Source organism: Sphaerisporangium rhizosphaerae, assembly GCF_042665155.1.
Classification (GTDB): Bacteria; Actinomycetota; Actinomycetes; order Streptosporangiales; family Streptosporangiaceae; genus Sphaerisporangium; species Sphaerisporangium rhizosphaerae.
The window spans coordinates 278,040-303,054 of record NZ_JBHTCG010000004.1; the positions used below are offsets into that span (position 1 = coordinate 278,040).

Annotated in this window: 28 protein-coding genes; 12 read left to right on the forward strand and 16 right to left on the reverse strand. The window is 68.6% G+C overall.

What is annotated here, in order from left to right:
- Positions 1 to 11: 11 nt before the first annotated feature.
- Together ACFQSB_RS08365 and ACFQSB_RS08370 are read right to left on the reverse strand one after the other, a co-directional pair.
- Positions 12 to 242 (reverse strand): hypothetical protein, encoded by a 231-nt coding sequence (locus ACFQSB_RS08365; RefSeq protein ID WP_380825383.1) that lies wholly within the window; start codon positions 240 to 242, stop codon positions 12 to 14.
- Positions 243 to 423: 181 nt separating this feature from the next.
- Positions 424 to 1,083 carry a DUF2218 domain-containing protein gene (locus ACFQSB_RS08370; protein ID WP_380825384.1) on the reverse strand — a complete coding sequence of 220 codons (660 nt, stop codon included), beginning with the start codon at positions 1,081 to 1,083 and terminating at the stop codon, positions 424 to 426.
- Between the two features lie 144 nt (positions 1,084 to 1,227).
- On the opposite strand from ACFQSB_RS08370, the gene ACFQSB_RS08375 reads away from it, so the two are divergent.
- From ACFQSB_RS08375 to ACFQSB_RS08400, 6 genes are all read left to right on the forward strand, one after another.
- On the forward strand, positions 1,228 to 1,830 hold the full coding sequence (locus tag ACFQSB_RS08375) for a TetR/AcrR family transcriptional regulator (RefSeq protein WP_380825385.1): 603 nt from the start codon (positions 1,228 to 1,230) through the stop codon (positions 1,828 to 1,830).
- 637 nt (positions 1,831 to 2,467) lie between these two features.
- Positions 2,468 to 3,550, forward strand: coding sequence for a PLP-dependent cysteine synthase family protein (locus ACFQSB_RS08380; RefSeq protein ID WP_380825386.1), 1,083 nt, complete (start codon positions 2,468 to 2,470; stop codon positions 3,548 to 3,550).
- The gene (locus ACFQSB_RS08385; RefSeq protein ID WP_380825387.1) at positions 3,547 to 4,545 is read left to right on the forward strand and encodes an MFS transporter; all 999 of its coding nucleotides are present in this window, start codon (positions 3,547 to 3,549) and stop codon (positions 4,543 to 4,545) included. Before ACFQSB_RS08380 ends, ACFQSB_RS08385 begins: the two co-directional genes overlap by 4 nt.
- Positions 4,542 to 4,820, forward strand: a complete 279-nt coding sequence (locus ACFQSB_RS08390) for a hypothetical protein (RefSeq protein WP_380825388.1) — start codon at positions 4,542 to 4,544, stop codon at positions 4,818 to 4,820. The genes ACFQSB_RS08385 and ACFQSB_RS08390 overlap by 4 nt, the downstream gene beginning before the upstream one ends.
- A 127-nt stretch (positions 4,821 to 4,947) precedes the next feature.
- Complete coding sequence (locus ACFQSB_RS08395) at positions 4,948 to 5,286, forward strand: DUF6153 family protein (RefSeq protein ID WP_380825389.1); 339 nt, start codon at positions 4,948 to 4,950, stop codon at positions 5,284 to 5,286.
- A gap of 66 nt (positions 5,287 to 5,352) precedes the next feature.
- Positions 5,353 to 5,976: a DUF305 domain-containing protein gene (locus tag ACFQSB_RS08400; RefSeq protein ID WP_380825390.1), complete on the forward strand. Its 624-nt coding sequence runs from the start codon at positions 5,353 to 5,355 to the stop codon at positions 5,974 to 5,976.
- A 64-nt stretch (positions 5,977 to 6,040) separates the two neighbouring features.
- Here ACFQSB_RS08400 and ACFQSB_RS08405 read toward each other — a convergent pair whose 3' ends face one another.
- The 4 genes from ACFQSB_RS08405 to ACFQSB_RS08420 all read right to left on the reverse strand — a co-directional run bounded on the left by ACFQSB_RS08405 (position 6,041) and on the right by ACFQSB_RS08420 (position 10,673).
- Positions 6,041 to 6,868, reverse strand: a complete 828-nt coding sequence (locus ACFQSB_RS08405; RefSeq protein ID WP_380825391.1) for an aminoglycoside adenylyltransferase domain-containing protein — start codon at positions 6,866 to 6,868, stop codon at positions 6,041 to 6,043.
- Positions 6,869 to 6,878: 10 nt separating this feature from the next.
- Positions 6,879 to 9,224 carry a heavy metal translocating P-type ATPase gene (locus tag ACFQSB_RS08410; RefSeq protein ID WP_380825393.1) on the reverse strand — a complete coding sequence of 782 codons (2,346 nt, stop codon included), beginning with the start codon at positions 9,222 to 9,224 and terminating at the stop codon, positions 6,879 to 6,881.
- A 102-nt stretch (positions 9,225 to 9,326) separates the two neighbouring features.
- A complete protein-coding gene (locus tag ACFQSB_RS08415) occupies positions 9,327 to 9,647 on the reverse strand; it encodes an SHOCT domain-containing protein (RefSeq protein ID WP_380825395.1) in 321 nt (106 codons plus the stop codon).
- A gap of 69 nt (positions 9,648 to 9,716) precedes the next feature.
- Positions 9,717 to 10,673, reverse strand: a complete 957-nt coding sequence (locus ACFQSB_RS08420) for a C40 family peptidase (protein WP_380825397.1) — start codon at positions 10,671 to 10,673, stop codon at positions 9,717 to 9,719.
- A 283-nt stretch (positions 10,674 to 10,956) separates the two neighbouring features.
- On the opposite strand from ACFQSB_RS08420, the gene ACFQSB_RS08425 reads away from it, so the two are divergent.
- On the forward strand, positions 10,957 to 11,331 hold the full coding sequence (locus ACFQSB_RS08425) for a BlaI/MecI/CopY family transcriptional regulator (RefSeq protein ID WP_354842828.1): 375 nt from the start codon (positions 10,957 to 10,959) through the stop codon (positions 11,329 to 11,331).
- The gene (locus ACFQSB_RS08430; protein ID WP_380825399.1) at positions 11,328 to 12,278 is read left to right on the forward strand and encodes a M56 family metallopeptidase; all 951 of its coding nucleotides are present in this window, start codon (positions 11,328 to 11,330) and stop codon (positions 12,276 to 12,278) included. Before ACFQSB_RS08425 ends, ACFQSB_RS08430 begins: the two co-directional genes overlap by 4 nt.
- A gap of 153 nt (positions 12,279 to 12,431) precedes the next feature.
- On the opposite strand, the gene ACFQSB_RS08435 is transcribed toward ACFQSB_RS08430, so the two are convergent.
- The 4 genes from ACFQSB_RS08435 to ACFQSB_RS08450 form a co-directional block, all read right to left on the reverse strand.
- Positions 12,432 to 12,587 carry a hypothetical protein gene (locus tag ACFQSB_RS08435; RefSeq protein ID WP_380825401.1) on the reverse strand — a complete coding sequence of 52 codons (156 nt, stop codon included), beginning with the start codon at positions 12,585 to 12,587 and terminating at the stop codon, positions 12,432 to 12,434.
- 205 nt (positions 12,588 to 12,792) lie between these two features.
- On the reverse strand, positions 12,793 to 15,030 hold the full coding sequence (locus tag ACFQSB_RS08440; protein ID WP_380825403.1) for a heavy metal translocating P-type ATPase: 2,238 nt from the start codon (positions 15,028 to 15,030) through the stop codon (positions 12,793 to 12,795).
- A 20-nt stretch (positions 15,031 to 15,050) separates the two neighbouring features.
- Entirely contained in the window at positions 15,051 to 15,824 is a 774-nt protein-coding gene (locus ACFQSB_RS08445; RefSeq protein ID WP_380825404.1) for a hypothetical protein, read from the reverse strand.
- A 197-nt stretch (positions 15,825 to 16,021) separates the two neighbouring features.
- Positions 16,022 to 16,234 carry a heavy-metal-associated domain-containing protein gene (locus tag ACFQSB_RS08450; protein WP_380825405.1) on the reverse strand — a complete coding sequence of 71 codons (213 nt, stop codon included), beginning with the start codon at positions 16,232 to 16,234 and terminating at the stop codon, positions 16,022 to 16,024.
- Positions 16,235 to 16,533: 299 nt separating this feature from the next.
- Between ACFQSB_RS08450 and ACFQSB_RS08455 the strand changes: the two genes are divergently transcribed.
- The 4 genes from ACFQSB_RS08455 to ACFQSB_RS08470 all read left to right on the forward strand — a co-directional run bounded on the left by ACFQSB_RS08455 (position 16,534) and on the right by ACFQSB_RS08470 (position 18,942).
- Entirely contained in the window at positions 16,534 to 17,919 is a 1,386-nt protein-coding gene (locus ACFQSB_RS08455) for an MFS transporter (RefSeq protein ID WP_380825407.1), read from the forward strand.
- 59 nt (positions 17,920 to 17,978) lie between these two features.
- Positions 17,979 to 18,260, forward strand: a complete 282-nt coding sequence (locus ACFQSB_RS08460) for a metal-sensitive transcriptional regulator (protein ID WP_380825409.1) — start codon at positions 17,979 to 17,981, stop codon at positions 18,258 to 18,260.
- A 19-nt stretch (positions 18,261 to 18,279) separates the two neighbouring features.
- A complete protein-coding gene (locus tag ACFQSB_RS08465) occupies positions 18,280 to 18,486 on the forward strand; it encodes a heavy-metal-associated domain-containing protein (protein WP_380825411.1) in 207 nt (68 codons plus the stop codon).
- A 204-nt stretch (positions 18,487 to 18,690) separates the two neighbouring features.
- Positions 18,691 to 18,942, forward strand: a complete 252-nt coding sequence (locus ACFQSB_RS08470) for an MDR/zinc-dependent alcohol dehydrogenase-like family protein (RefSeq protein WP_380825412.1) — start codon at positions 18,691 to 18,693, stop codon at positions 18,940 to 18,942.
- 115 nt (positions 18,943 to 19,057) lie between these two features.
- On the opposite strand, the gene ACFQSB_RS08475 is transcribed toward ACFQSB_RS08470, so the two are convergent.
- From ACFQSB_RS08475 to trxA, 6 genes are all read right to left on the reverse strand, one after another.
- Positions 19,058 to 20,167, reverse strand: a complete 1,110-nt coding sequence (locus ACFQSB_RS08475; RefSeq protein WP_380825414.1) for a DUF2267 domain-containing protein — start codon at positions 20,165 to 20,167, stop codon at positions 19,058 to 19,060.
- A 340-nt stretch (positions 20,168 to 20,507) separates the two neighbouring features.
- On the reverse strand, positions 20,508 to 20,984 hold the full coding sequence (locus ACFQSB_RS08480) for a nuclear transport factor 2 family protein (RefSeq protein ID WP_380825416.1): 477 nt from the start codon (positions 20,982 to 20,984) through the stop codon (positions 20,508 to 20,510).
- Positions 20,985 to 21,094: 110 nt separating this feature from the next.
- A complete protein-coding gene (locus ACFQSB_RS08485) occupies positions 21,095 to 22,246 on the reverse strand; it encodes a glutathione-independent formaldehyde dehydrogenase (protein ID WP_380825419.1) in 1,152 nt (383 codons plus the stop codon).
- Between the two features lie 190 nt (positions 22,247 to 22,436).
- Positions 22,437 to 22,886: a DUF1931 family protein gene (locus ACFQSB_RS08490; RefSeq protein WP_380825421.1), complete on the reverse strand. Its 450-nt coding sequence runs from the start codon at positions 22,884 to 22,886 to the stop codon at positions 22,437 to 22,439.
- Positions 22,887 to 22,913: 27 nt separating this feature from the next.
- The gene (locus ACFQSB_RS08495; RefSeq protein WP_380825422.1) at positions 22,914 to 24,587 is read right to left on the reverse strand and encodes an FAD-dependent oxidoreductase; all 1,674 of its coding nucleotides are present in this window, start codon (positions 24,585 to 24,587) and stop codon (positions 22,914 to 22,916) included.
- Positions 24,571 to 25,014 (reverse strand): thioredoxin, encoded by a 444-nt coding sequence (trxA, locus tag ACFQSB_RS08500; RefSeq protein ID WP_380825424.1) that lies wholly within the window; start codon positions 25,012 to 25,014, stop codon positions 24,571 to 24,573. The genes ACFQSB_RS08495 and trxA overlap by 17 nt, the downstream gene beginning before the upstream one ends.
- Position 25,015: the final 1 nt, after the last annotated feature.

Sequence of the window (25,015 nt, forward strand, 5' to 3'; positions counted from 1 at the left end):
TCGGGCGGCTGTCAGAGCCGGGCGGGTTGCCGTGTCGGCGCGGAAGTGCGTGCGCCGGTGACCCAGCGGCCTTCGTGCGGGAGCGTCCGGCCACGGGCGATGAGGGCGTAGGCGGCGGCGTAGGTCTCGCCCAGCTCGCCGGGAACCGCGATCAGGTCGGGGGCGTCTTCCGGGCCGGCGTCGCGGACGACCATCCCGGGCCGGTCCGGACAGGTGACCAGCATCCAGCGTCCGCTGCCCATCGCGCCGGCGGGAGCATTCGTCGGTGTCGAAGTGCACCGAGGCGCCGACCCGGCCCGTACAGTCCCGTCACCCCCGCCGCGCCGTGGCCCGGCTAGCCCTACGGCAGACGGCTCGCCGGGCCACCCGATACGACCGCTGCCTTCCATCCCTGGGAACACCCCGCCCGCTCCGACAAACCGCTCACCCACCTTCTCCGACCGGCGCGTCAGCCGAAGCCTCGGTCGCTCTGCGTCGGCGGTGAAGGCGGAAGCGGAACAGAGCGATGAGAGCGACCTTTACCACGACGATCACCAGCACCGCATTGACGGCGAGACCGGCCCAGGGGGCAGCGGAGAGGAAGGTGCCGGCCAACCCAAGATGCAAGACGATGGCCAGCGCCCCGGCGAGCGCCAAGATGATCCCCTGCATGCTCACAGGCACCCGAGAAATGCCTCGCCTGCCGGACGCTACCCCCTCGGCCTCCGTAGTCCGTACAGGGTCGTTCGTTCCGGACCTGCGCCAGGTCACGACCAGCGGGTCACGGCGACTGAACCTGTCGAGGTCGCGCGTGACGATGTCCTGGATCTCTCGCAGGCCGTTTTCGTCGACGGCCTCGATGTTCACACGTAGCGCGTTCCCGTCGGCGCGCAGCACGCATCGGCCCCATGGAGTCAAGGTGACCGTGCCCTCCGTGTCCGACCATTGCGCGTCGACCCGCACGTCACGACGGCTCATCTCTCCATGGAGATGCATCCGCGGCACGTGGGCGCCCCGTCCGCCCATGGCTGTGGCGTGTTCGCAGAACTGGACGAGATAGCGGCTCGCACGCTCGGTCTCGATGTTGGCTTCCAGGCTTGGCATCGCACTCCTTTGAATCGGGTTGGAGAGGGAGGCGACCGGCACTCCCCGCAGGACGGACATCGACTCGGCATCAGATCTATCGATACATAGTGTCTATGGCAACGTCAGTCTGTCTATAGCAGGGACGAGATGTATGATGGCGCGGTGCCGAAGCTGTGGAACGAGTCGATCGACGCGCATCGCGCGGCTGTGAAGGACGCGGCCTTGGACGCCACGGCCGCCCTGGTGGCCGAGCATGGGCTCGTCGCACTGACGATGTCGCAGATCGCGGAGAAGGCCGGCATCGGACGGGCGACGCTGTACAAGTACTTCCCCGACGTGCAGGCCGTCCTCTTCGCCTGGCACGAGCGCCAGATCGCCACACATCTGGACCAACTCGCCGCCGCTGCCGACCCCGCCGCGCCGGCCGGCGTCCGACTGGAAGCGGTACTCCGGACCTACGCGTTCATCCAGCACCACTCAGGTCGCCACGGCGGCGAACTTTCCGTGCTGCTCCATCACGGCGACCACGTCGACCGGGCACGAAAGCGCCTCCACGACTTCATCGAACAGCTGATCATCGAAGGAGCGCAGAGCGGCGACCTGCGCGATGACGTTCCCGCCGACGAGTTGACCGGCTACTGCCTCCACGCTCTCACCGCGGCCGGCACGCTCATCGGACCCGACGCCATCCACCGCCTCGTCGCCATCACATTGGCCGGACTACGTCCTCAACAGCCGGCACCGGCGGAGCCAGACCGCAGCTGATCTGCGGGCACCTGACGGGTCAACGACACGGAGCGGTTACCGCGAACCGATATTACCTTCCGTTGCGTAGCGGTATACGTTCGGCGATGTACCGTCGGTGGTCGGTGAACGTACGGGTCAGGCCATCCTCCACACTGCGCCCTGGGCGACCTGGGGTGTGGTTCGGCCTGCTCGCAGCATTGATCGCGGCAGCCCTTACCGTTTGCGTAATGGTCCGCCACGACCACGCGGACCCCCTCTCCGCACAGGAGACGGGCGTCACGCTGACCGATCATGGTCGCTCAGGTCACGAGCCGATACACCCGGAGCCTGCCGCAGCGTGCGATACCCCCGTTCTACAGGCAGGCAACGGCCAACACGATCTTGTCACTCCACCTCCCCTGCTCACAGGCGTGCTCGTGCTCGCGATGGCGCCCGCCTTGGAGGGTTCCGACGCCGTTCCGGGCACGTCCTACCATCCGCTTCCGGCGTCCTTAGCTCATTCAGGGACGAGTCTCCTCAATCTGCTCTGCCAGTCACGCATGTAGAAGGGCGGGCGTCAGCCGTGCCCTTTCGCGCTGAACGACTGTCAGCGTCATGTCGCACGGCCGCGCCCTCGCGCCCGGCCCCTTTCCCATGCGACGTTGAGGAATCTTCCATGGAAGTCACGCAACCCTTGGCGCATGCCATGCGCCGCCCCACCCCCCGAGACCTGATCGGAAACACGCCCGTCCTCTGGATTCCGGAACTCTGGTCCGGAGGAGAACGCGGCTTCTGGGCGAAGTTGGAGGGGTACAACCCCGGCGGGATCAAGGACCGCCCGGCCCAGCACATGATCGAGCAAGCCCGTCTGCGCGGAGACCTCGCACCAGGCAAACCGGTCATCGAATCCACCAGTGGGACGTTCGGCCTGGGACTCGCCCTGGCCGGCATCATGTACCACCACCCGGTGATCCTGGTCAGCGATCCCGGGATGGAACCGCTGATGGACCGACTGCTGCACGCGTACGGCGCCCGAATCGAACTCGTCGACACGCCTCATCAGGAGGGCGGCCGGCAGGCGGCCCGCTGCGCACGAGTGCGCGAACTCCTGCGGCGTCATCCAGGCGCCTACTGCCCCGACCAGTACAACAATCCCGACAACGTGACCGCGTACGAAGCTCTGGCCGTCGAACTCGCCGCCCAACTCGGCCGGATCGACGTCCTGGTGTGCAGTGTGGGCACCGGCGGTCACAGTGCCGGCGTCTTCAGCGTGCTCCGCCACCTGTGCCCCGGCGTGCGACTGGTGGGAGTCGACACCATCGGTTCGACGATCTTCGGGCAGCCGGCGCGCTCTCGCCTCATGCGCGGGCTCGGGAGCAGCATCTATCCGCGCAACGTGGCCTACGACGCATTCAGCGAGGTGCACTGGGTGGCCCCTGGTGAGGCCATCTGGGCCAGCCGCCGTCTCGCCAAGGCCGATTTCGCCACGGGAGGGTGGAGTGTGGGCGCCGTCGCGCTCGTCGCCTCTTGGGTCGCCAGGACCGAGCCTTCGGGCACCCGCATCGCCGCGATCTTCCCCGATGGGCCCGAACGCTACTTCGACACCGTCTTCAACGACGCCTACTGCGCGAAGAGAGGTCTGCTCGACGCCAAGCCGGAACCCGAACCGGATGAGATCGCGCGTCCGGGCGAAAGCGAAGTACTGCGCTGGACTCGATGCACCGATGTCGTCGACCCGAGCCAGGGGGGCCGGCGGTGAAGACGACGGTCACGCAGATCCGGTCCTTCAACCAGCCGGTGCAACTGCTCCTGGTCAACCAGCTCACCATCAACATCGGCTTCTACATGCTGATGCCCTATCTCGCGAACTACTTGTCCGGCGATCTGGGACTCGCCGTCTGGCTGGTCGGTCTCATCCTCGGCGTCCGCAACCTGAGCCAGCAGGGCATGTTCCTCATCGGCGGAAGCCTGGCCGACCGGATCGGTCACAAGCGGATGATCCTGACCGGCCTGGCCCTGAGGACGGTCGGCTTCGCGATGCTGGGACTGGTCGACTCCGTACCGATGCTCATCGCGGCGTCCGCGTTGACCGGACTCGCCGGCGCGTTCTTCAACCCTGCCGCACGGGCGTATCTAGCCCAGGAGTCCGGGGAGCGCAAGGTGGAGGCCTTCGCCGCATTCAACGTCTTCTACCAGATGGACATCCTGATCGGACCGCTGGTCGGGTTGCTGCTACAGGGACTGGCATTCCGCGTCACCTGTCTGGTGGCGGCCGCTCTCTTCGCCGTGCTCGCTGTGGCACAAGCGCGCGCCCTTCCGGCCAGTGGAGGCACCAGGCGGGCAGCGGGAAGCACGATGTTCGGCGACTGGCGGCAGGTGGTGGCGAACAGGGGCTTCCTGCTCTTCTCCCTCGCCATGATCGGGTCCTACGTGCTCAACTTCCAGATCTACCTCGGCCTGCCCATCGAAGTTCGGCGCCTGACCTCTGGCGAACTTGGTGTGACGCTTCTCTTCGTGCTGTCCGGCGCCCTGGCGATGTTCGGCCAGGTCCACCTCACCCAATGGATGAGAGCGCGGTGGAACGCTCAGCAGGCGATCGTACGAGGGCTCGCGCTCATGGGGGTGTCCTTCCTCCCTCTCGCGATCACCACGTCTCTGCAGTGGCCCCCACCGTCGATTCCTCGCCGGTCACTTACGTCCTCGCGCTCACCCCCCTGCTGGCGACGACGAGCCTGCTCACCATCGCGACCATGATGGTCTACCCCTTCGAGATGGCGACCATCGCGATGTTCGGGGGCGACCGCATGGTCGGCACGTATTACGGCTTCTACAGCACGGTGTCCGGAGTCGGGATCGCAGCGGGCAACGTCCTCACCGGCGCCGCACTCGACGCGGGCCGGAATTCGGGAGCACAAAGCCTTCCGTGGTGGGGCCTGGTGACGCTGGGCGCGGCGTGCGCCGTGGGCGTACGACTGCTCGCCCGCAGCGGCAGGATGAACATCCTCGCTGCCCAGTCCGCCAAGGTCTGATCCGCCGCATCCTCCGGGGATGGGTAGTAGCTACTGGGATACCCGCTAGGCTGGCTCTGTGGTCGGGGGAAGCACATCCGAGGTGATCGGCCGGGTGGTTGCCTGGCAGATCCTACTATGCGCACTAGTGGCCGGGTTGTTCGCCATGCACGGCCTTCAACCCACGCCGGGGCCGGCCGAGATGGCCAGCGTCTGGACCATGCATCTCTCCCACGACGGCATGCCCTCCTCTACCCCAGGGACCGACGCCCACGACCGGCAGATGCCCGCCCATGATGGGCACGGTGGTGGGGAGGTGTGCCTCGCCCTGCTTCTGATGGCGGCGTTGGCCTTCCTGTTCACCAGGGCCCTCAGCACGAGGCCGGGCATCGATTCTCTCGTCCTCGGCGGGCATGTTCCACGAGCCGGTCCGATGCTCCTGCCACGCGGGCCCACTCTCGCGCAACTCTGCGTGCTTCGGCGGTGACATCCGCTGCGGCGGTCTGCGGCCGCCCACGGATCAGTCACCCAGTCGAAGCACGGAGTTGTTCACATGAAACGTCTCGTCATCGCTTCCGCCGCTCTGGCCGCGGCCGGGCTGCTCGCCACGGGCTGCGGCGGACAGGAGGCAGGAAGCGGTCAGCAAGCCGGCGGCCACGGCATGTCCTCGATGGCGTCGCCGGCCGCCGCGCCCACCAGCGGCGCCACGTCGGCGGACCACAACGAGCAGGACGTGATGTTCGCCCAGATGATGATCCCTCATCATCGACAGGCGATCGACATGGCCAAGCTCGCCGGCTCGCGGGCCTCCAGCCCCGACGTCAAGCGGTTGGCCAAGCAGATCGAGGCCGCCCAGGACCCCGAGATCACGACCATGAGCGGTTGGCTGACCGCCTGGAACACGAAGGTCCCGGACGACGCCATGTCCTCGATGGGACACGGCACGGACGGCATGATGTCGGCCGACGATATGAAGGAACTCGAAGAACTGCCGGGCAGCGCCTTCGACAAGGCATTCCTCACGATGATGATCGACCATCACGAGGGAGCGATCGCCATGGCCGAGAAGGAGCAGAACACCGGCGCATACCCACCGGCCAAGGAACTGGCCGGTGCCATCGTGACGAGCCAGACGGCGGAGATCGGCACGATGAAGCAGATGCTCCACTCCAAGTAAGTGCACGTCCTGGGGCGCATCCCATGATGCGCCCCAGGACGCTTCCCGCTGTGCAGGGAAGCCGTCAAGTTCCGGCGGCGCGCAGGCGGAGGCGGTGCGCCTCGCTGATCGCCATCTCACCGAACGCCAGGACGTCGCGGCGCCGGGACAGCGGGGACCGGTACGGCGAGCGGCCCGGCTCCCCGCGGCGCAGGCGCGCCGCCTCGGCCACCACCCGGTGCCACCGCTCGGGGAACGCCTCGATCGCGTAGGCCGTGGCGCCGGTCTTGGAGATGACGCGGCCGGTGGCGATGGTGTAGTGCATGCGGGAGATCCCGGTCACGACCCACACCGCGCCATAGGGCACGAGCATGGCCATCCCCCACCGATGGCGAAGCCGGGAGGCGCGATCCAGCAACCAACGCCAGTAGTCGTCCAGGTTGGCGTCGGTCCAGGCGATCAGCTCCTCGCGGTCGACCCGGACCTTGACCTCTCCCGGCTCGGGGCCACGGCAGGCGATGCCGTGGTGAGCGAGGGTGTGCCAGGTCACCGGGTCGCTTCCCCCTTGGGTGGCGTGGAAGCGGTGCTCGTGGACGCTCGCACCCGGACCGCTGTCCGCGGGCGCGTCGGCCAGGTCGTCCCAGGTGATGTAACCGCCGTCGAAGAAGGGCTTGCGACGGCGCCGCTTCAGCCGGTCATGGACCCCTGCCAGAGTCGCGAGCGCGGCGGCGTTCAGGCGGGCCGAGGTCACCGCCACGAAGTCGATGTCGCTGGCCTGCGGCCGAAAGTCGTTGAGTGCCACCGACCCGACCAGGTACAGCCCTTCAACCAGCCCGGGGGCCTGCGCGTCGACCTCCTCCAGATAGACGCCGACGGTCTCGGCGACGAGCGGATCCAGGGATTGATGCGGCATACCAGGCAAACTACTGCGTACGGCCTGGGAGGCGGAGGCGCTTCAGCATGAGTGCGTTGACCGCGACGATCACGCTGGAGCCGGACATCGACAGTGCCGCGATCTCAGGCCGGAGCGTCAGGCCGAAGGCGGGCTCGAAGACCCCGGCGGCGATGGGCAGCGCGATGGCGTTGTAGCCGATCGCCCAGCCGAGGTTCTGCCGCATCTTGCGCAGCGTCCCTCGGCCGATCTGCAGCGCAGTGGGGACGTCCAGCGGGTCGGACCGCATAAGGACGACGTCGGCGGTCTCGATGGCCACATCGGTGCCGGCGCCGATGGCGATGCCCAGGTCGGCCTGGGCGAGGGCCGGGGCGTCGTTGACCCCGTCGCCCACCATCGCCACCTTCCGGCCTCCCTGCTGCAGTTGGACGATCTTGCTCGCCTTGTCGCCCGGCAGCACCTCGGCGATGACGGTGTCGATGCCCAGACCTTCGGCGATGCGCCGCGCGGTCTGCTCGTTGTCTCCGGTCAGCATCACCACCTCGACACCGAGGCCGTGCAGGGTGGCCACCGCGGTGGCCGAGGTGTCGCGCGGCGCGTCGGCGATGCCGATCAGCCCGGCCGCGCGGCCGTCCACCGCGGCGACCACCACGGTGCGCCCGCCGGCGGCCAGTTCGTCGCGCCGGGGCGTGAGCCCGTCCAGCGAGATCCCTTCTCGTTCCATCAGCCGCCGGTTGCCCACGACGACCCGGCGGCCGTCCACGGTGGCGATCGCACCGTGGCCCGGGACGTTGTGAAAGTCCCGCGCCTGGAACACCGCGACGTCCCGGCCCTCCGCGTGGCGGACGACGGCGTCGGCGAGCGGGTGCTCGGATTCACGCTCGACCGCGGCCACCAGGGCGAGGAGTTCCGGCTCGCCGATCCCGTCGGCGGCCAGGTCGGTCACCTCCGGCTCGCCCTTGGTAAGGGTGCCGGTCTTGTCCATGACGACCACCTCGATGCGGGCGGCGGTCTCGATGGCACTGGCGTTCTTGAACAGCACGCCGCGCGCGGCGCCGAGCCCGGTACCGACCATGACGGCCGTCGGGGTGGCGAGGCCGAGCGCGTCCGGGCAGGTGATCACAACAACGGTGATCGCGAACAGGATGGCCAGGCTGAATGACGCCCCCACCGTCAACCAGACCAGCAACGTGGCCGCTCCCCCGGCCAGCGCCACCAGGACCAGCCAGAAGGCCGCCCGGTCGGCCAGTCTCTGCCCGGGCGCCTTGGAGTTCTGCGCCTGCTGGACCAGCTTGACGATCTGCGCGAGCGCCGTGTCCGAGCCGACCTTGGTGGTCCGCACGCGGAGCGTGCCGTTCCTGTTGATCGTGGCTCCGATGACGGGCGAGCCCGACTGCTTGTGCACCGGCATGCTCTCGCCGGTGACCATCGACTCGTCCACCTCGCTGTCGCCGTCCTCGACGACCCCGTCCACGGCGATCTTCGTGCCCGGCCGGACGAGCAGCAGGTCACCGACCACGACCTCGGCCGTGGGCACCTCGATCTGCCGCCCATCCCGCAGCACCAGGGCCCTGGGGGGCGCGAGGTCGAGCAGTGTGCGGATCGCGTCGTTGGCCCCGCCTCTGGCGCGCATCTCGAACCAGTGCCCGAGCAGCACGAACGAGGCGAGCACGGTGGCGGCCTCGTAGAACGCCTCGCCGCCGCCGGTCAGGGTGACGACCAAGGAGTACCCCCAGCCGGCGCCGATGGCGACCGCGACGAGCACCATCATGTCCAGCGTCCGCGCGCGCAGCGCCCGGAAGGCTCCGTCGAAGAAGATCCACGATGAATAGAAGATCACCGGCAGGCTCAGGAGCAGCGCCCAGACATCCTCGCGCAGACCGAACGGAACGGGGACATGCAGGTTCAGCACCTGCCGGCCGATGGGGGACCACACCACGATCGGGATCGAGAACAGCAGCGCCACCAGGAAGCGGTTGCGCATGTCGGCCACCATGGCCGCCATGGACATCCCCGCGTGGCCGCCGTGCCCCATCGCCTCATGCGACGACATCACCTGCGGCGACGTCTGACCAGCCGGCGGGGCCGCGTGCGCGTGCCGGACGGCGGGCGGGTCCGGCTCCTCCAACGGGTCGCACAGATGCGCGGGCACCGACTGGCCCGCGCAGTGACACCCGCACTCGCGCACCCAGCGGCGCAGCTCGGCCACCGACGTACGCGACGGATCGAACTCCACCGTCGCCGTCTGCGCCACCGGATTGACCTCGACCGCGAGCACACCGGGTCGGCGCCCGAGGCTTGCCGACACCGCGCCCTGCTGGCTCGCCCACTGCAGACCGCTCACGTCCAGCACTACGGTCTTACCGCTGTCCGACATACCGCTCCGCTCCTACTATGGGGCTTCGTACCAATCTAGCGGCCGAAGCGGCGAGCGGAAGCGGCGCCATCGGCCATCGCGACCATGGCGACGACCGTTCACTCAGCTATTCGCAGGACCCGAGAAGTGGGCACCGTGCAAGGTGTTGAGGCGAGCACGGTACTCCTCCGCATCGATCTCACCTCTGGCGTAACGCTGAGCCAGCATTTCCTCCGCCGACGGAAAGGCTGCGCCCCTTTGCGTCTGTGACGTACCCGCCAAAGAGCGGACGAGAAGTACGACGCCGACGATGACCAGGCCCCAGAAGGCGATCATGGCCAGGGTCATAAGGCCGTATCCCCAGCCACCCATTCCCCATCCGTCCCAGTGCCACATCTTCATCACCTTGCCTAACTGGTCGAGACTCGGCTGCCACAGATCCACGATGCGTCTCTCTTGGCCGGACAGCGAGGGGAAAATGTCACATACGACCTGGCCGTAGGTCCCCCTTCGTCAGGGGCGGACCGCTCCTAGCAGGCGGCCGCGCCAGTAGTCGTCCAGGGCGACGACCTTGACGACGTCACCCGTGCGAGGAGCGTGGATCATCTTGCCGCCGCCGACGTACATGCCCATGTGACCGAGCCCCTTGCTGAACAGCAGATCACCCGGCTGGAGCGCGTCCAGCGGGACGCGACGGCTCGCACCCCAGGACCACTGGGTGTAGGTGGTGCGGGGCAGGCTGACCCCTGCCTTGGCCCAGGACGCCTGGGTGAAGCCCGAGCAGTCGTAGGAGCCGGGGCCGGTGGCGCCCCACCGGTAGGGCTTGCCGATCTGGGCGAAGGCGAACTGCAGGGCCACGCGGGCGTTGCCGGAGGCGGGGCCGGTGTACTTGACGCCAGGACTGTTCGGGTTTCCGGGGTTGAACCGGTTGAGGCGGCGCAGCAAACGCTCCTGCTCGCCGACGAGTTTCTCGACCTTCTTACGCTCCTCGCGGACCTCGTCAAGGACGTCGCCGGCCTCGTCGAAGGCCGCCTTGGCCTTGGTACGCCGGTCGCGCAACCCTCGGTTGGCCGAGTCGAACGCGCGCAGGACGCGGTCGCGCCCGGCGGCGATCTGGTTGCCGGCCGCCAGCCCGGACAGCATCACCGCCGGATCCTGCTGGTTGACGAAACCCGGCCAGAGCAGTGTGTCACCGGACTGGTACGTGCCGACGGCGGTCGCCACCAGGCTCTCGCGCAGTTCCGCCACCTTGGTCAGTTCTGATGTGAGCTGCCCGTTGAGCTGGTCGTACTTCTTCTTCGACGCCTTGTACTTCTCCGCGGCCGTGTTGTACCGCTCGACCATCTGGTCGGCCTGGTCCTCGAGCTTGGCCAGTCTCGCCTTTGCCTGGGCCACCGTTGGGCGAGGCTCGGCGACCGCGCCACCCTGCCCGGCCAGGACCACCATGACCGCCATCATGACGGCGGTCATCGACACGGCGCTCCGTCGCATGCGGCGCACGACCAAAGCAGCACCATCCCTGTATTGCTCACGCTTTACCGAACCTGCGGCGCGATCCTACTAAGGTGCGTAGGGGATCGCAGCAGCAAGTACGAACATTCGGCACGGTCGGTTCAGCTCGGATTAGCTACTCGTGTGCCCCGGTCCACTACCGTGGCCCTTATCAGAGACCTCACCGTGACCGCGCGCAGACTGTGGCCCGTCTACGAGGGTCGATAGCATTGGCCGGACGGCACGCGGGAGAGGTTGGCGGATGGTACGGGGCCTTGGAGACCTTGAGTCGGTGGTGATGGACCGCATGTGGTCCTACCGGCGGCCGGCGTCGGTCAGGGACGTACTCGAAGACCTTCAACAGGAACGGCAGATCGCCTACACGACCGTGATGACCGTGATGGACAACCTGCACAAGAAGGGGCTGCTACGCCGTAAGCAGGTCAGTCGGGCGTACGTCTATGAGGCGATCGCCAGCAAGGAGGCCTACACCGCCGAGTTGATGCGCACGACGCTCGCCAACGGTGGCAACCAGGCCGCCACGCTGGTGCACTTCCTGGAGCGGTTGAGCCCTGAGGAAGCGGACGCGCTGGAGGCCGCGCTCAAGGTGTACCCGCCCAAGGGCAGTCGTCCGTGATCGTCGCGATCGTTCTGGGGTTGTACGCCCTGTTCGGGGCGGTGGCCCTGCCGCGACTGCTGGGTCGGGGCGACTGGGCCGAGCGGGCGCCGCGTCCGGCCATCGCGATGTGGCACGCGGCATGCGCCTCGGTGCTCACCTCCGCCGTGCTCGCCGTACTGGCCGCCGCCATACCGGCTTCCGTGGTCGGGCACGGCATCGCCGACCTCTTCGAGGCCTGCACCGCGCTCCTGTCTCACGGCGTCTCCGTCACTCCCACTGAAGTGGTGATCGTTTCGGCGTCGGGCGGTCTTGTCGGGGGCCGTCTGGCGTACTGCGCCGCCGCCGTGGTGCTGAGGACCCGCCGTGAGCGGCATGAGCACGCGGAGATGCTGCGCCTGCTCGGAAGACACAACAGCGCGTTGGGAGCGGTCGTGCTCGACCACGTCGAGCCGATCGCCTACTGCCTGCCGGGCGGAGCAGGCAAGACGGTCATCACGACCGGAGCACTGCGATCCCTGCCGCCGGAAGAGCTGGCTGCCGTCCTGGCCCACGAGCGGGCTCATTTGCGCGGCCGGCACGACCTGGTGGTGGCGGCCGCGGAGATCCTTTCGCGGGCTTTCCCGGGCGTGCCGCTGTTCCGCCGGGCCAGGACCGAGGTCGCCCGGCTGATCGAACTTCGGGCGGACGACGTGGCGGCCCGCCGCCACGCACGCATCCATGTCGCCGGCGCACTCGTGAGGATTGCCACGGGGCGGGTGCCCGCCTTCTCCTTGGGCATGGGCGGCGAGACCGCGTTGACCCGCGTGCGCCGCATGCTCGGGCCGGAGAACCCGCTCACCCGGCACGAGCGATTCGCCACCGTGGCCGCCGTGGGCCTGCTCCTCACCGGCCCCGCCGCCGTGGCGCTGATCCCAGGGGTGAGCGCCTTCCTGGCGCACCACTGTCACGAACTCCTCAGCCTGTAAGCGCGCGTCCCGGTCGCAGGACGTCTCAACGGATGACCCGCGCGGCAGGTGATCCGATGGCAGGACTTGTCCTGCCCGGTTCAGGCAGCTCGGATGAGTGCGCTCCGGCGCTGTTCGCCGATTCTCTACGCGTCGCACGGCCCGCACGCGGCTTCAGGCGGCGACGCGGTGGTGCCTTCCCTGTCTGCGGTGACGGCCGTGCGCGAGCGAAGATCGTTTCCTCGTGGAGGCCCGGTTCAGCACCAGCACCGATCCGAGGAGCAGGGCGGTGATCCCGCCGGCGAAGGCGGTGCCTTCAGGGCCGATCAAAGGGCATGAATGATCACGGTGATCGCATTAGGGTCATCCGTCAGCAGCTTTGATCACAACGGCTCGCGCGTCGCCGAGATTCCCTCTCCGTCGCAATGACTTGTGGCCGCCGACGCGCCGCACAGGTCCACCTTGCTCCTCTTGCAGCAATGGAACTGTCCTTCGCCGTGGCCAAGGACAGTTCCATTGCTTCTTTGGGTGTTCGTCAGTTGAAGCGGCGCAGGCGGAGGCTGTTGCTGACGACGAAGACCGAGGAGAACGCCATGGCGGCGCCGGCGATCATCGGGTTGAGCAGGCCGGCCGCGGCCAGGGGCAGGGCGGCCACGTTGTAGGCGAAGGCCCAGAACAGGTTGCCCTTGATGACGCGCAGGGTGCGCCGCGACAGCCGGATGGCGTCGGCCGCCACCCGCAGGTCGCCGCGGACCAGCGTCAGGTCGGAGGCCTCGATGGCGGCGTCGGTACCGGTGCCCATGGCCAGGCCCAGGTCGGCCTGGGCGAGCGCCGCGGCGTCGTTGACCCCGTCGCCGACCATGGCGACCGTGCGGCCCTCGGACTGCAGGCGCCTGACGACCTCTACCTTGTCGGCGGGCAGCACCTCGGCGATGACCTCCTCGATGCCCACCTCTGCCGCCACGGAGCGGGCCACCGCCTGGTTGTCGCCGGTCAGCAGCACCGGGGTCAGACCCAGGCCGCGAAGCCGCTCGATCGCCTCCTCGCTGGTCGGCTTGACCACGTCGGCCACCACCAGCACGGCACGGGCCTCGCCGTCCCAGCCGACGGCGACGGCGGTACGGCCCGCGGTCTGAGCCGCGTGCAGAGCCCGTTCCAGCTCCGGAGTCAGGTGCTGCGACCACTCGGCCAGCAGCCGCGGCCGGCCGACCAGCACCGCGTGCCCGTCCACAAGCCCCTGCACGCCCAGCCCTTCGACGTTGGTGAAGTCCTCTGGGGCCGGCAGTTCGCCGACCCGAGCGACGGCGCCCTTGAAGACGGCCTGGGCGATCGGGTGCTCCGAGGCGTGCTCCAGCGACCCCGCCAGGCGCAGCACCTCCTCCTCGCCCTGCCCGTCGGCGACGTGGACCTCGACGAGGGTCATCCTGCCTTCGGTGACCGTGCCGGTCTTGTCCAGCACGACGGTGTCGATCGCCCGGGTGGATTCCAGGACTTCGGGTCCCTTGATCAGGATGCCGAGCTGGGCGCCGCGTCCGGTTCCCACCAGCAGCGCGGTCGGGGTGGCCAGGCCGAGCGCGCAGGGGCAGGCGATGATCAGCACCGCGACGGCCGCGGTGAACGCGGCACCGGCCCCCTCGCCGGTGCCGAGCCAGAACCCGAGCGTGCCGAGTGCCAGGGCGATCACAATCGGGACGAAGACGCCGGAGATACGGTCGGCGAGCCGCTGCACCTGCGCCTTGCCGGTCTGGGCCTCCTCGACCAACTTGGCCATCTGGGCGAGCCGGGTGTCGGACCCGACCCGGGTGGCGCGGACGACCAACCGCCCGCCGGCATTTACCGTGGCCCCGGTCACCGCATCGCCCGGGCGCACCTCCACCGGCACCGACTCCCCGGTGAGCATCGAGGCGTCCACCGCCGAGGAGCCCTCCTCGACCACCCCGTCGGTGGCGATCTTCTCTCCCGGCCGCACCACAAATCGGTCGTCTACCACCAGTTGGTCGCTGGGGACGCGCACCTCGGCGCCGCCGCGCAGCACGGCGACGTCCTTGGCGCCCAGCTCCATCAGCGCGCGCAGCGCAGCGCCCGCGCGGCGCTTTGAGCGGGCCTCGAAGTAGCGCCCGGCCAGGATGAACGCGGTCACCCCGGCGGCGGCCTCCAGGTAGATGTTGCCGGAGCCGTCGGTGCGCTGGATCGTCAGCTCGAACGGGTGGGTCATGCCCGGCGTACCTGCGGTGCCGAAGAACAGCGCCCACAGCGACCAGCCGAGCGCGGCGATCGTGCCGAGGGAGACCAGGGTGTCCATGGTGGCCGCGCCGTGCCGCAGGTTGGTCCAAGCGGCCCGGTGGAACGGCCACCCCGCGTACACGACAACGGGGGCGGCCAGGGTGAGCGACAGCCACTGCCAGTTGGGCAACTGCAGCGCGGGCACCATCGCCATCGCGACGACCGGCACCGACAGCACGACGGCGGTGATCAGCCGCTGCCGCAGTGGCGCCACCTCGTCAGGTTCACCCGGCTGCCGCTCCCCTTCATGGACGGGCGGGGCGGGCAGCGCGGCGGTATAACCGGCCTTCTCGACCTCGGCGATCAACCGCTGGGGCTCGATGCCGTCGGTGAAGACGACCTTGGCCTTCTCGGTGGCGTAGTTCACCGTCGCGGTCACCCCGTCGAGCTTGTTCAGCTTGCGCTCGATGCGGTTGGCGCAGGACGCGCAGGTCATGCCGCCGATCGAGAGCTCGACCGCGTTCTTTCGGTCATCGGTGAGGGGGGACATCACCTTCTCCTTTCTCTCGCTCAGTGGCCGTGGTCGCCGTGCCCGCTGGGCTCGGGGGCGGCGGTCCCCGGTTCGAGGCTCGTCGGCGTCTGAGCCGCCGTCCGCGTGGAGCGCAGGGTGAAGCCGGCGGTGCGGACCTGGCCTTCGTGCTTGAAGTCCAGGAACAGCCGGTAGTCGCCGTCGCTGGGCACCTCGGCATGGAAGACGATTTCGGGTCCGGGCTTGGTCCGGCCGTCGCCGGGCGCGCCGTCGGGATGGACGTGCAGGTACGCAAGGTCCCCGGCCCGCAGGGCCACCAGGTGCCCATAGGCGCCGAGGTAGGGCTCCAGATCGGTCACCGGCTCGCCGTTCTTGGTCACCCGCAACGTCAGCCTGCTCGACCGTCCGGGAGTCAGGTCGCCGCCGAGGCCGACGGAGTAGCCGTCGACGTCGACCGTGCGCGTGGCCGCCGGCAATGCCTTCGGCTCATAATCGCCTGCCACCAGCAGATCGGCGCCCAACGTCATCGCGCTGCCACCGGCGGGCGCGAAGTCGGCGAACACCCGGTATGCGCCCGCGCCGGGCAGGGTGAGCTTGACCGACCACATGCCGTCAGGGGTCAGAGCGGGGTGCAGGTGCTGGAAGTGGCGCAGGTCGCGGGACACGACGATCAGGTGGAGCCTCTTCTCGTGCTCGACCTGATAATCGGTGACCGGCCGGCCGTCGGGGCCGGTGACGGTGAAGCGGAAGTCGGTCGCCGCGTCCGGCCTGACGCCCGTGGTGAGCGGCGTGAGGGTGTAGCCACTCTGAGCCACCTGGAGCCCTCCGGGGGTATCCTCCGCCGGTCGCCGAGCCGGCGCCGCCTCGCGGGTCGCGCTCTTCTCCAGGACGTGCGCCGCAGTGTGTCGCTCGGATGTAGCGTTCACCGGTCCTACCGCCTTCCCCAGGCCAAGGGCGCCACCGAACACCACGGCAAGCCCCAGGACATAACCGCCGAGCTTCACGCCGGCGTTCACGGCCGGCCCGCCACTTCGTAACCGGCCTCGTGCACCGCGGCCATGACCCGCGCCTCCTCGACCAAGCCGTCGCCTTCCACGGTCAGCGACCCACTGGCCAGATCGACCTCGACACTCGTCACACCGGGCACTCCCGTCACCCCTTCCTTGACGGAGCTCACGCAGTGCCCGCAGGTCATGCCCTTCACGGTGTAGGTGACCACGCTCATCGGCTTCTCCCAGGCTTGTCCTCGGCGACGACCGCCACTTCCCATGCTGCGCACACTATACCCCCCTATGGTATCTGCCAACCCTTGGAGCGGCCCCGTCCCGACACCGGACCCCCTTCCCGGAGGTCAACCCGGCCCAGGTTCAACCTCGACCACCGCAGCCCACGCCAAAGCGAAGCGGCCGCACGAGAGCGGCAGGTGCATCATTTGGCACGTCCGCTTGTGATACCCCCACCCCGTATGTTACGTTCCCAGCCGTTTCCAACTTACCCCCCTGGGGTATTAGAAAGGAGGGAGCAATGTCTCCCCATCCCCGCCGATGGTGGGCGCTGCTCGTGCTCGCCGCCGCACAGTTCATGGTGATCATGGACACGTCGATCATCGGGGTCGCGCTTCCCGAAATGCAGCGCGACCTCGGCTTCTCCCCAGGCGACCTGCAATGGGTGTTCAACGCTTACGTGGTCGCCTTCGGCGGCCTCCTGCTCCTCGGCGGTCGCCTGTCCGACCTGTTCGGCCCGCGCAGGGTTTTCACCACCGGATGGCTGATCCTCATCGCCGGCTCCGTCGTCGCCGCGGCGGCCGGCACCGCCTCGATCGAGATCCTCGGCCGCGCCGTGCAAGGCGTCGGCGGGGCGCTCATCGCACCGGCCGCGATGACGCTGCTCATGATGCTGTTCGGGCGGAACCCGAAGGAACTGGGCAAGGCCATGGCGCTGTACGGCGCCGCCGCCCCGGCGGGCGGCACGGCGGGCGTCTTCCTGGGAGGTGTGATCGCCGAGTACCTGAGCTGGCCCTGGGTGTTCATCGTGTACATCCCGATCGGCCTGGCCACGCTCGCCGCCATCGGTCTGCTGCCTGCCGTCGAGGGCAAGCGCGGCGCACTGGACGTGCTCGGCGCCATATCGGTCACCGCGAGCCTCGCCCTGCTCGTGTACGCGATCGTGTCGGCCGACTGGATCAGCGCCACTGCCGGCGCGGTGCTGCTGGGGCTATTCCTGGGGACGCAACGCATGGTGCGCGAGCCGCTGACGCCCCTGGCCATCTGGCGAGTGCCTGGCCTGGCCGTGTCCAATCTGGCGATGGGGCTGCTGGGTGCTGCCTGGATCCCGATGTGGTACTTCCTGAACCTCTACCTGCAGCAGGTTCTCGGCTACGGCGCGTTCGCCAGCGGCGCGGCGTTGCTGCCGATGACCGTCACCATCATGCTCTTCATGGTCGCCATCACGGCGCGACTCATGGGCCGTTTCGGGGTCAAGGCGCTCATCGTGGGCGGGCTCGCGGTGCTCGCCGCGGGCGTCGCGGGGTTGGCACTCGCCAGACCGGACGGGAGCTTCGCCATCGACGTGCTGCCCGCCAGCCTGGTCGCCGCGGTCGGCATGTCCCTCGCCTATATCCCGGCGATGATGTCAGCCATGTCCGGCGCCCGTCCTGAGGAGAGCGGCCTGGCGTCCGGCATCGTCAACACCACCTACAACGTGGGCTCAGCGCTCGGCCTCGCCGTCATGACCGCCATCGCCACGGCACAGGGCGCCACCGAGTTGGGGAACGTGCTCAAGCTCACCGACGGATTCCACGCCGCCTTCATCGGTGCCGGCGTGGTTGCACTGCTCGGCGCCGTCCTCTCCCTGGTTCTCATGCGCAAGCCCACCCCATCGCCCGTCGGGGCAGAGCCGGCACGAGTCTGACCCACCGCATCTCCCCATACGGGTAAGGGGTATGCTAGAACAGAGACGAGGGGAGAACGATGGCCGGCTACACCCACAACAAGCAGGATCATCTACGACGGCTTCGCCGCGTCGAAGGACAGGTGCGCGGACTGCAGCGCATGGTCGAAGACGACAAGTACTGCATCGACATCCTCACCCAGGTGTCGGCCGCCACCAGCGCCCTGCAGTCTTTCGCCTTGTCACTCCTTGAGGAGCACCTGGCCCACTGCGTCGCGGAGGCCACCGTCAAGGGCGGCCCCGAGGCCGAGGCCAAAATCAAGGAAGCCTCTGACGCCATCGCCCGGCTCGTCCGTTCCTAGTCAGGAGAGGTTGATCGATATGAGCACCACCACCTACACCGTGAAGGGCATGACCTGCGGGCACTGCGTGAGCTCGGTCAAGGAGGAGGTCGGCGAGGTTCCCGGCGTCACCGGCGTGGAGGTCGAACTCTCGACCGGCCTGCTGACCGTGGACAGCGAAAGCCCCGTCGACTCCGCGAAGATCGTCGCCGCTGTTGAGGAAGCGGGATACGAGGTCGTGCGCTGATTCTTGAAAGGCGATGTGGCCGGAGGCGTCTCGCCGCCTCCGGCCACATCCCTTTACGCCACCCCGCCGTGACGGGGCTTCTTGACCTCACACCCGGCACGTGACCTGCCGGACCAGAACGTGTCGTTCCGGCCGGTTGACAGGGTTACCAGCGGCCGGTCTTGAGCAACTGGCCGCGCACGGCGCCGTGGCGGCGTGGTCTCGGTGATCGGCGTCTACGGAGGCCTGCTGGACAAGTTCCCCGCCGGCGCGTGGATGAACCGGGCGCTGACCCTGCGTACCGGGCAATGCCACGTGCAGCGCTACATGAAGCCGCTGCTCCAGCGCATCGAGCGCGGAGAGCTCGATCCCACCCGGGTCATCACCCACAGGCTGCCGCTCGACGAGGCGGAACGCGGCTTCGAGCTCTTCAAGAACAAGCAGGACAACTGCGAGAAGGTCGCCCTCAAACCCTGACGACCACCCGCATCCGACCCGCGGCGAGCGTGTTGGCCGGATGCGGGTCTATCCGGCGGCGCTGGTCTGCGGTGCCCGTCCGGCAGTGCGGACGAGCCCTGCCCCGGGGCGGGAACTATGCCTCCTTCTCGTCCCGCCAGCCGCCGGGTTCGGGATGGTAGCCGTAAGCGGCGGCCCGCACCGTTTCCTCGTCCTCCAGCCCGGAGCCGATCGTGCCGCCGACGGTGGCCAGCGAGCTGATGATCCAGGCCAGTATCAGGTAGTCGGTGAAATCGACCGACCGCCGCAGGGTCTGTTCCAGCACGGATGTGTCGATCAGCAGCGCTGCGGCGAGTATCGTTCCGGCGAACAGCACCAGATAGGACACCGCGGTGGCCAGGGTGAGGGTGAGGATCGTGCCCAGGTTGAACAGCCGGGCCAGTTCAGCCGGTGTCTCCTGGTCCGGTTTCTTCCATAGGTCGTGCGCGACGATAAGCCAGGCCACCAGCGCGGTCAGCCCGAGGATCATGATCAGGGCGAGGCGGAGTCCACCGAGCGCATCGCCCATCTGCCAGATGGTGTCGGTGGTGAGCGCGAACGCGGCCGTGCCGAAGGCGCCGACCAGCAATTTGGACAGGCCCAGCAGAGCCCGCCCCGGGCGGTTGGCCCGGACCATTCCGGTCACCAGCCGCACCCGGCCGATCAGCCGCGAGGCGACGTAGCCCAGTTCCCCGGCATCAGCCTCGCCGACCACCCGGTGAATGGCGGCGACCTGGCCGGTCAGCTCGGCCGGCGCCCAACCGGCCAGTAGCACCCGCTCCTCGGTGGCGTCGGTGAGTAGCCGGCCCACGAGACCCGGAACGGCTGCGCGGACCGCTCGCAGCTGGCGCAGCCCCAGCGCGGGCAAGGACACCATCGCGACTCGGCGCCGGGCGGACGTCTGCGCGACCAGCGGCACCCGCTCGGTGTGCAGCGGCAGGTCGGTCAGGCAGATCGCGACGTCCCACCGGGCGTCGGCGCGCCGACGGGCAAGATCGTCGAGTAGCCCCTCGACGCCGCCGTCGCGCCGCGGAGCCACTTCACCCCAGCCTTCACGGACGATCCACCGCACATCCGCGTCCACCTGCTCGGCGAGCCGGTCGGCCAGTTCGGCGGTGAGCCGCGCCACCACCAGGGCCGGGTAGTCCGGCGGGGTCGCCACGAGTCCGACGACGATCTCCGGCCGACGCTGATCACTAGTGGCCATTGGCGCTCCTCGCCGGTACGGGCTCCGTTGGCGGCCATCAACTGCCGACGCGCGGTGATGTCCGGGTGGAAGAACCCGTCCAGCCGGGCGTCGCCGGAGGCGGCGCTGAAGCGGCCGCGTTGCTGTCGGCGAGTAAGTTCACCGGCATGGCGCACCCTTTCGGTGAGCGCCTTGTACCGAGGAAGGCGCGGCACTCGGTACCCATCGGCGGACGAGCTGATCGCCCTTCCGCGGTGCCGACGGGCGGCCCGGAACCGGCGGCGGACCACCGTCAGCAGAGTGGGACGGGCGCCGCGGAGCCGCCCGACGGCCACGCCGAACGGCTGGCGACATCGAATCCTCAGTCGCCGGGCGACGGCCGTCCCTCGCCCGCGGATGATGAGCGATCATTGAAGACGAGTTCGCCACCAAGCTGGCTGAACAGCTCAAGTTGGTCGTAGTAGATCCGATGAGTAATGATCTTGTTGTTGCCGACGGAGCAGGTGCTGGTGCCGCGAACGGCGACGGGACGGCCGGTTCCGTCCAGCACCCCCCCGCCGGGCAGCGCCAAAGGCCCGCCATGCGTGCCGGTGAGCATCCATTCGGTCACCGCGGGATCGGCGCAGAGCACTATGTGCCAGACCGTCATGCGCAGGTCCGAAAACCCTTTGAAGATCTCCTCGTAGAACGAGGCGATCTGGTCGTGTCCTTCCGCGACGCCCTCTGGTGTCACCAGGACCCCGTCCTGGCTGTGGCACTGCAGAATACGATCCAGATCGTGGGCGTTGAAGGCTTCGAACAGCTTGCCCTTGAGCGTGCGAGCGTCGCTCGTGATCATCACCTCCTTTGACAGGGGCCTTCGGAAGCGCCATTACGGCGGCCGGCCTTCGCCCTGGGCTGGTCGGCACGATCCGTTGACACTCGCGGCGGTGGTCCGTGCGCCGCTTGTCAGCTGAGCTCGCCGGGATGGATGAGGACCTTGGTCCAGCCGAGGTCCCGCCGGTCGAAGTGCTCGTAGCCGTCCGGTGCGTCGTCCAGGTCCAGTTCGTGTGAGACGACCCAGGACGGCCGGGCCTTTCCTTCGTGGATGAGTGACATGAGCGCCCGGTTGTAGTTCTTCACGTTGCACTGGCCGTTGCCGATCGTCTGGCCCTTGAACCAGAACATCCCGTAGTCGAAGGCGATCTCGCCCTGCTTGAAGAGATCGTCGGGGCTGCCGGGGTCCGACGGGATGAAGACGCCGACGACGCCGATGGTCCCGGTGAACTTGACCGATTTGACGAGGTTGTTGAGCGTCATGTTGGGGTGCTCGTGCCCCTGCGGGTCGTGCGCCTGGTAGCCCACGCACTCGCAGCCCCGGTCGGCGCCCAGGCCCTTGGTGAGCTCCATGACCTGATCGACCGGTGGCGACTTGGAGTCGTCGATCGCGATCGCGCCGATCTCCTCGGCTTTGGCGAGCCGGTCGGGGTGGCGGTCGACGACCATCACCTTGCTCGCGCTCTTGAGCGTGGCGGAGTAGGCGGCCATCAGCCCGACGGGCCCAGCCCCGTAGATCACGACGGTCTCACCCGCCTGCACGCAGGCGAGCTGCGTCGCGTGCCAGCCGGTGGGCCAGATGTCGGCGAGCATCACGTAGTCGGCCTGCTTCTCTTTCGCGTCGTCCGGAAGGACGAGGCAGTTGAAGTCGCCGTACGGCACGCGCAACAACTCGGCCTGGCCACCGTTGTAGGGTCCCATGTCCGCGAAGCCGTACGCCGCCCCGGCCATGCCCGGCTCGGGATTGGTGGTGAGGCAGAAGGCCGTAAGGCCCTTCTCGCAGTTCGCGCAGAAGCCGCACGAGATGTTGAACGGTATGCAGACCACGTCGCCGACGCGGACGCGGTCAACGGCCTGCCCGACCTCGACCACCTCGCCGAGGTTCTCGTGACCGAGGACGCGGCCCGTCTCGAAGTCGGTCCGGCCTTCGTACATGTGCAGGTCCGACCCGCAGATGTTGGTCGTGGTGATGCGAACCAGGACATCGGTGGGCCGCTCTATGCGCGCGTCTGGGACCTGCTCCACGTTGACCTGCCGAGGTCCGTTGTACACGACTGCTCTCATGATTCCTCCCCTTGCGTTTGACTGCGAAGGATCGCCTTACCCGTCAGCGACGGGATGGAAGGTTCTTCGCCGTACAGCGGGTCAACGGTTCGTGCCTCCTTCCCTGCTCGCCATGACCGCGCCCCTGGCAGGACGCGGCTCCGAACTCGCCGGGCATTCGGAGCTGATCGCCGAGGCGGCCCCGATCGCCTCAGAGCAGCAGGTCGAAGACACCTGTCGTGCGCTCCCACTGCTCGGTCGCGGGGTTCTTCACATCCGGATCCACGATCGTGAAAGTCTGAGCCAGTGCCACTGACAGGCCACCGACAATCTCGGGCAAGCGGCCGACGGTCTCCTCGGCGACCGACAGGTCGAGCGGAGGCAACGCGGCGAGCTGCTCCAGGATGGGTTTCAGCTCGATGTCCTCATCGAGAAGACGGAACCGGTGGATGCTCTCTTGAAGGCCCTTGGTGATGGGCAGATCCCAGGGTTCGATGATGTCGCGACGGTTCGCCTTGGCGTGGGCCTGACCGATCACCAGGAGGTCGTATACCTTGTCGTTCACGAAGTCGCCGTAGCGCCGCAGGTCGTCCTTGTCGACATCGACACCTGCGGCGCTGCGGAAGAAGCGCTCGAATTTCGACACCGCCATGACAACCATGGAGGTCTCCTTCCTTCCGGCCCGGAGTCACTCTCCGGCCTGGAGGTAGTCGTGGATCAGCCGTACGGCCATGGCGCCTTCACCGACCGCCGCGGCCACCCGCTTGACCGACCCGCTCCGCACGTCCCCGGCCGCGAACACGCCCGCGCTGCTCGTCTCCAGCGGGAACGGCCGGCCGACGGAGTCGGGCACTCCTTCCTTGCCCGACCGGCCGGCGTCCGCGCCCGTCAGTATGTAGCCCCGCGGGTCGAGCGCGATCTCGTCGGCCAGCCAGGCGGTGTGCGGCTCCGCGCCGATGAAGATGAACATCGCGCGGGCCTCGATCGTGGAACGTTCGCCGGTGCGGTTGTTCTCGGCGATGACCGCGGCGAGCCTGTCTTCCCCGATCAGCTCCCGGACCTCGGTGTTCAGCATGGTCTGGATCCGGGGGTGCCGTTCGATCTCGACGGCCAGGTAGCGGGACATGTTCCTGGACAGCGCTTCGTCCCGCACGAGCAGCCGGACGCACGCGGCGTGCCGGGCCAGGAACAGGGCGGCCTGACCGGCCGAGTTGCCTCCGCCCACGACGACGATCGGGTCCCGCTCGCACATCTGGGCTTCGAACATGGTCGCCGCGTAGTAGACGCTCGTGGACTCGAACCTTTCCAGGTTCCCCACGTCGAGCCTGCGGTAGCGGACGCCGGTCGCGATGATCAGAGTGCGCGCGTGGATCGTTCCTCCCTCCCCTACAGTGACGATGTGATCGCCCGCGTTCAGGTGCAGTCCGCATGCCTGTGCGGGAACGTAGAAGCGCGCGCCGAACTTGCCGGCCTGGATCGCCGCCCGCTCCGCCAGCTCACCGCCGGAGATCCCGGACGGGAAGCCGAGGTAGTTCTCGATCCGTGAGGAGGTGCCCGCCTGGCCGCCCGTCGCGACATTGTCCAGGACCATCGTCGCGAGGCCCTCCGACGCCCCGTAGACCGCCGCCGCCAGTCCCGCCGGCCCGGCCCCGATGACGAGCAGGTCGCAGTGGGTCTCCTCCTGTACCCGTGGTGCGGACAGCCCGATCGCCCGGGCGAGTTCCGCGTTGCTCGGGTTGCGGAGCACCGTCTCGCCACGCCAGATCACGACCGGGGTCTCCTCCGGGGTGACGCCCATGCTCCGCAGGAACCGCTCTGCCTCTTGGTCCTGCTCCAGGTCGACCCATCGGTGCGGCAGCCGGTTGCGTGCCGCGAACTCCCGCAGCCGCCGGGAGTCGGCCGAGAAGCGGGAGCCGATGATGCGGAAGCCGGCCCCCAGTCCGATGAGCATCGTGCGGCGGATGAGGTAGGCCCGCAGGATGAGGTCGCCGAGTGCCGGTTCCCCGGCGACCAAGCGGCGCAGCGCGTCCGCCGGCACGGCGAGGACCTCGCCGTCCTCGGCCACCACGCCGGTGACGAAGCCCACCTGGCCGGTGAGCACGTTGAGCTCTCCCAGGAACCGGCCTGCCCCGTGGACGCCGATCACCTGATCGTCGACTCCGAATCCCTCGACCGTCGCCACCTTGCCGGCCAGGACCGCGAAGAACTCGGCGCACGGAAGGCCCTCCGCGTACAGGACCTCATCCTGGTGGACCCGGCGCCGCTCGCCGTGCGGGGCCAGCGCCTGGAGCTGCGCGTCGCTCAGCCGCGGGTAAGCCCCTTGCGGGTCCGGCGTCTCGCAGAGCTCAGACGGCCAGCGCATGGTCCACCCATTCGCGCAGGGCGGGAGCCGGCGCCGCGCCCGATCGCCGGCTGAGGACCCGGCCCTGTTGGATCACGACAAGCGTCGGGATGGCCTGTACGTCGAAGCGTTCCGAGAGCCGGGGCGCTTCGTCCACGTTCACCTTCACCAGCTTCAGGCGACCGGCCAGATCGGCCGCGACCTGCTCCAGCGCCGGGCTGACCATGCGGCACGGCCCGCACCAGGGTGCCCAGAAGTCGACGACCACCGGAATCCGGGCCGCCTCGACGACCTCGCTGAAGTCACCGTCCCCGGCCTCGGTGACCCAGGGAAGCGGCTGGTGGCAGTAGCCGCACTGCGGGATTCCCGCCGCAGCACTGGGCAACCGGTTCTTCCGCCCGCATTTCGGGCATCGGACGACGCTCGCGTCCTTGGTCTGTGACCGCATG

What these genes read in the sequence shown, in the direction of transcription:
- ACFQSB_RS08450 (WP_380825405.1), bottom strand. Translation starts at nt 16,234, where the DNA reads ATGAGCGTGGTCACCTACACCGTGAAGGGCATGACCTGCGGGCACTGC.
- ACFQSB_RS08455 (WP_380825407.1), top strand. Translation starts at nt 16,534, where the DNA reads ATGTCTCCCCATCCCCGCCGATGGTGGGCGCTGCTCGTGCTCGCCGCC.
- ACFQSB_RS08465 (WP_380825411.1), top strand. Translation starts at nt 18,280, where the DNA reads ATGAGCACCACCACCTACACCGTGAAGGGCATGACCTGCGGGCACTGC.
- ACFQSB_RS08420 (WP_380825397.1), bottom strand. Translation starts at nt 10,673, where the DNA reads ATGACCGCCGTCATGATGGCGGTCATGGTGGTCCTGGCCGGGCAGGGT.
- ACFQSB_RS08460 (WP_380825409.1), top strand. Translation starts at nt 17,979, where the DNA reads ATGGCCGGCTACACCCACAACAAGCAGGATCATCTACGACGGCTTCGC.
- ACFQSB_RS08485 (WP_380825419.1), bottom strand. Translation starts at nt 22,246, where the DNA reads ATGAGAGCAGTCGTGTACAACGGACCTCGGCAGGTCAACGTGGAGCAG.
- ACFQSB_RS08365 (WP_380825383.1), bottom strand. Translation starts at nt 242, where the DNA reads ATGGGCAGCGGACGCTGGATGCTGGTCACCTGTCCGGACCGGCCCGGG.
- ACFQSB_RS08410 (WP_380825393.1), bottom strand. Translation starts at nt 9,224, where the DNA reads ATGTCGGACAGCGGTAAGACCGTAGTGCTGGACGTGAGCGGTCTGCAG.
- trxA (WP_380825424.1), bottom strand. Translation starts at nt 25,014, where the DNA reads ATGCGGTCACAGACCAAGGACGCGAGCGTCGTCCGATGCCCGAAATGC.
- ACFQSB_RS08405 (WP_380825391.1), bottom strand. Translation starts at nt 6,868, where the DNA reads ATGCCGCATCAATCCCTGGATCCGCTCGTCGCCGAGACCGTCGGCGTC.
- ACFQSB_RS08370 (WP_380825384.1), bottom strand. Translation starts at nt 1,083, where the DNA reads ATGCCAAGCCTGGAAGCCAACATCGAGACCGAGCGTGCGAGCCGCTAT.
- ACFQSB_RS08390 (WP_380825388.1), top strand. Translation starts at nt 4,542, where the DNA reads ATGATGGTCTACCCCTTCGAGATGGCGACCATCGCGATGTTCGGGGGC.
- ACFQSB_RS08495 (WP_380825422.1), bottom strand. Translation starts at nt 24,587, where the DNA reads ATGCGCTGGCCGTCTGAGCTCTGCGAGACGCCGGACCCGCAAGGGGCT.
- ACFQSB_RS08440 (WP_380825403.1), bottom strand. Translation starts at nt 15,030, where the DNA reads ATGTCCCCCCTCACCGATGACCGAAAGAACGCGGTCGAGCTCTCGATC.
- ACFQSB_RS08480 (WP_380825416.1), bottom strand. Translation starts at nt 20,984, where the DNA reads ATGATCACGAGCGACGCTCGCACGCTCAAGGGCAAGCTGTTCGAAGCC.
- ACFQSB_RS08425 (WP_354842828.1), top strand. Translation starts at nt 10,957, where the DNA reads ATGGTACGGGGCCTTGGAGACCTTGAGTCGGTGGTGATGGACCGCATG.
- ACFQSB_RS08380 (WP_380825386.1), top strand. Translation starts at nt 2,468, where the DNA reads ATGGAAGTCACGCAACCCTTGGCGCATGCCATGCGCCGCCCCACCCCC.
- ACFQSB_RS08475 (WP_380825414.1), bottom strand. Translation starts at nt 20,167, where the DNA reads ATGGCCACTAGTGATCAGCGTCGGCCGGAGATCGTCGTCGGACTCGTG.
- ACFQSB_RS08490 (WP_380825421.1), bottom strand. Translation starts at nt 22,886, where the DNA reads ATGGTTGTCATGGCGGTGTCGAAATTCGAGCGCTTCTTCCGCAGCGCC.
- ACFQSB_RS08400 (WP_380825390.1), top strand. Translation starts at nt 5,353, where the DNA reads ATGAAACGTCTCGTCATCGCTTCCGCCGCTCTGGCCGCGGCCGGGCTG.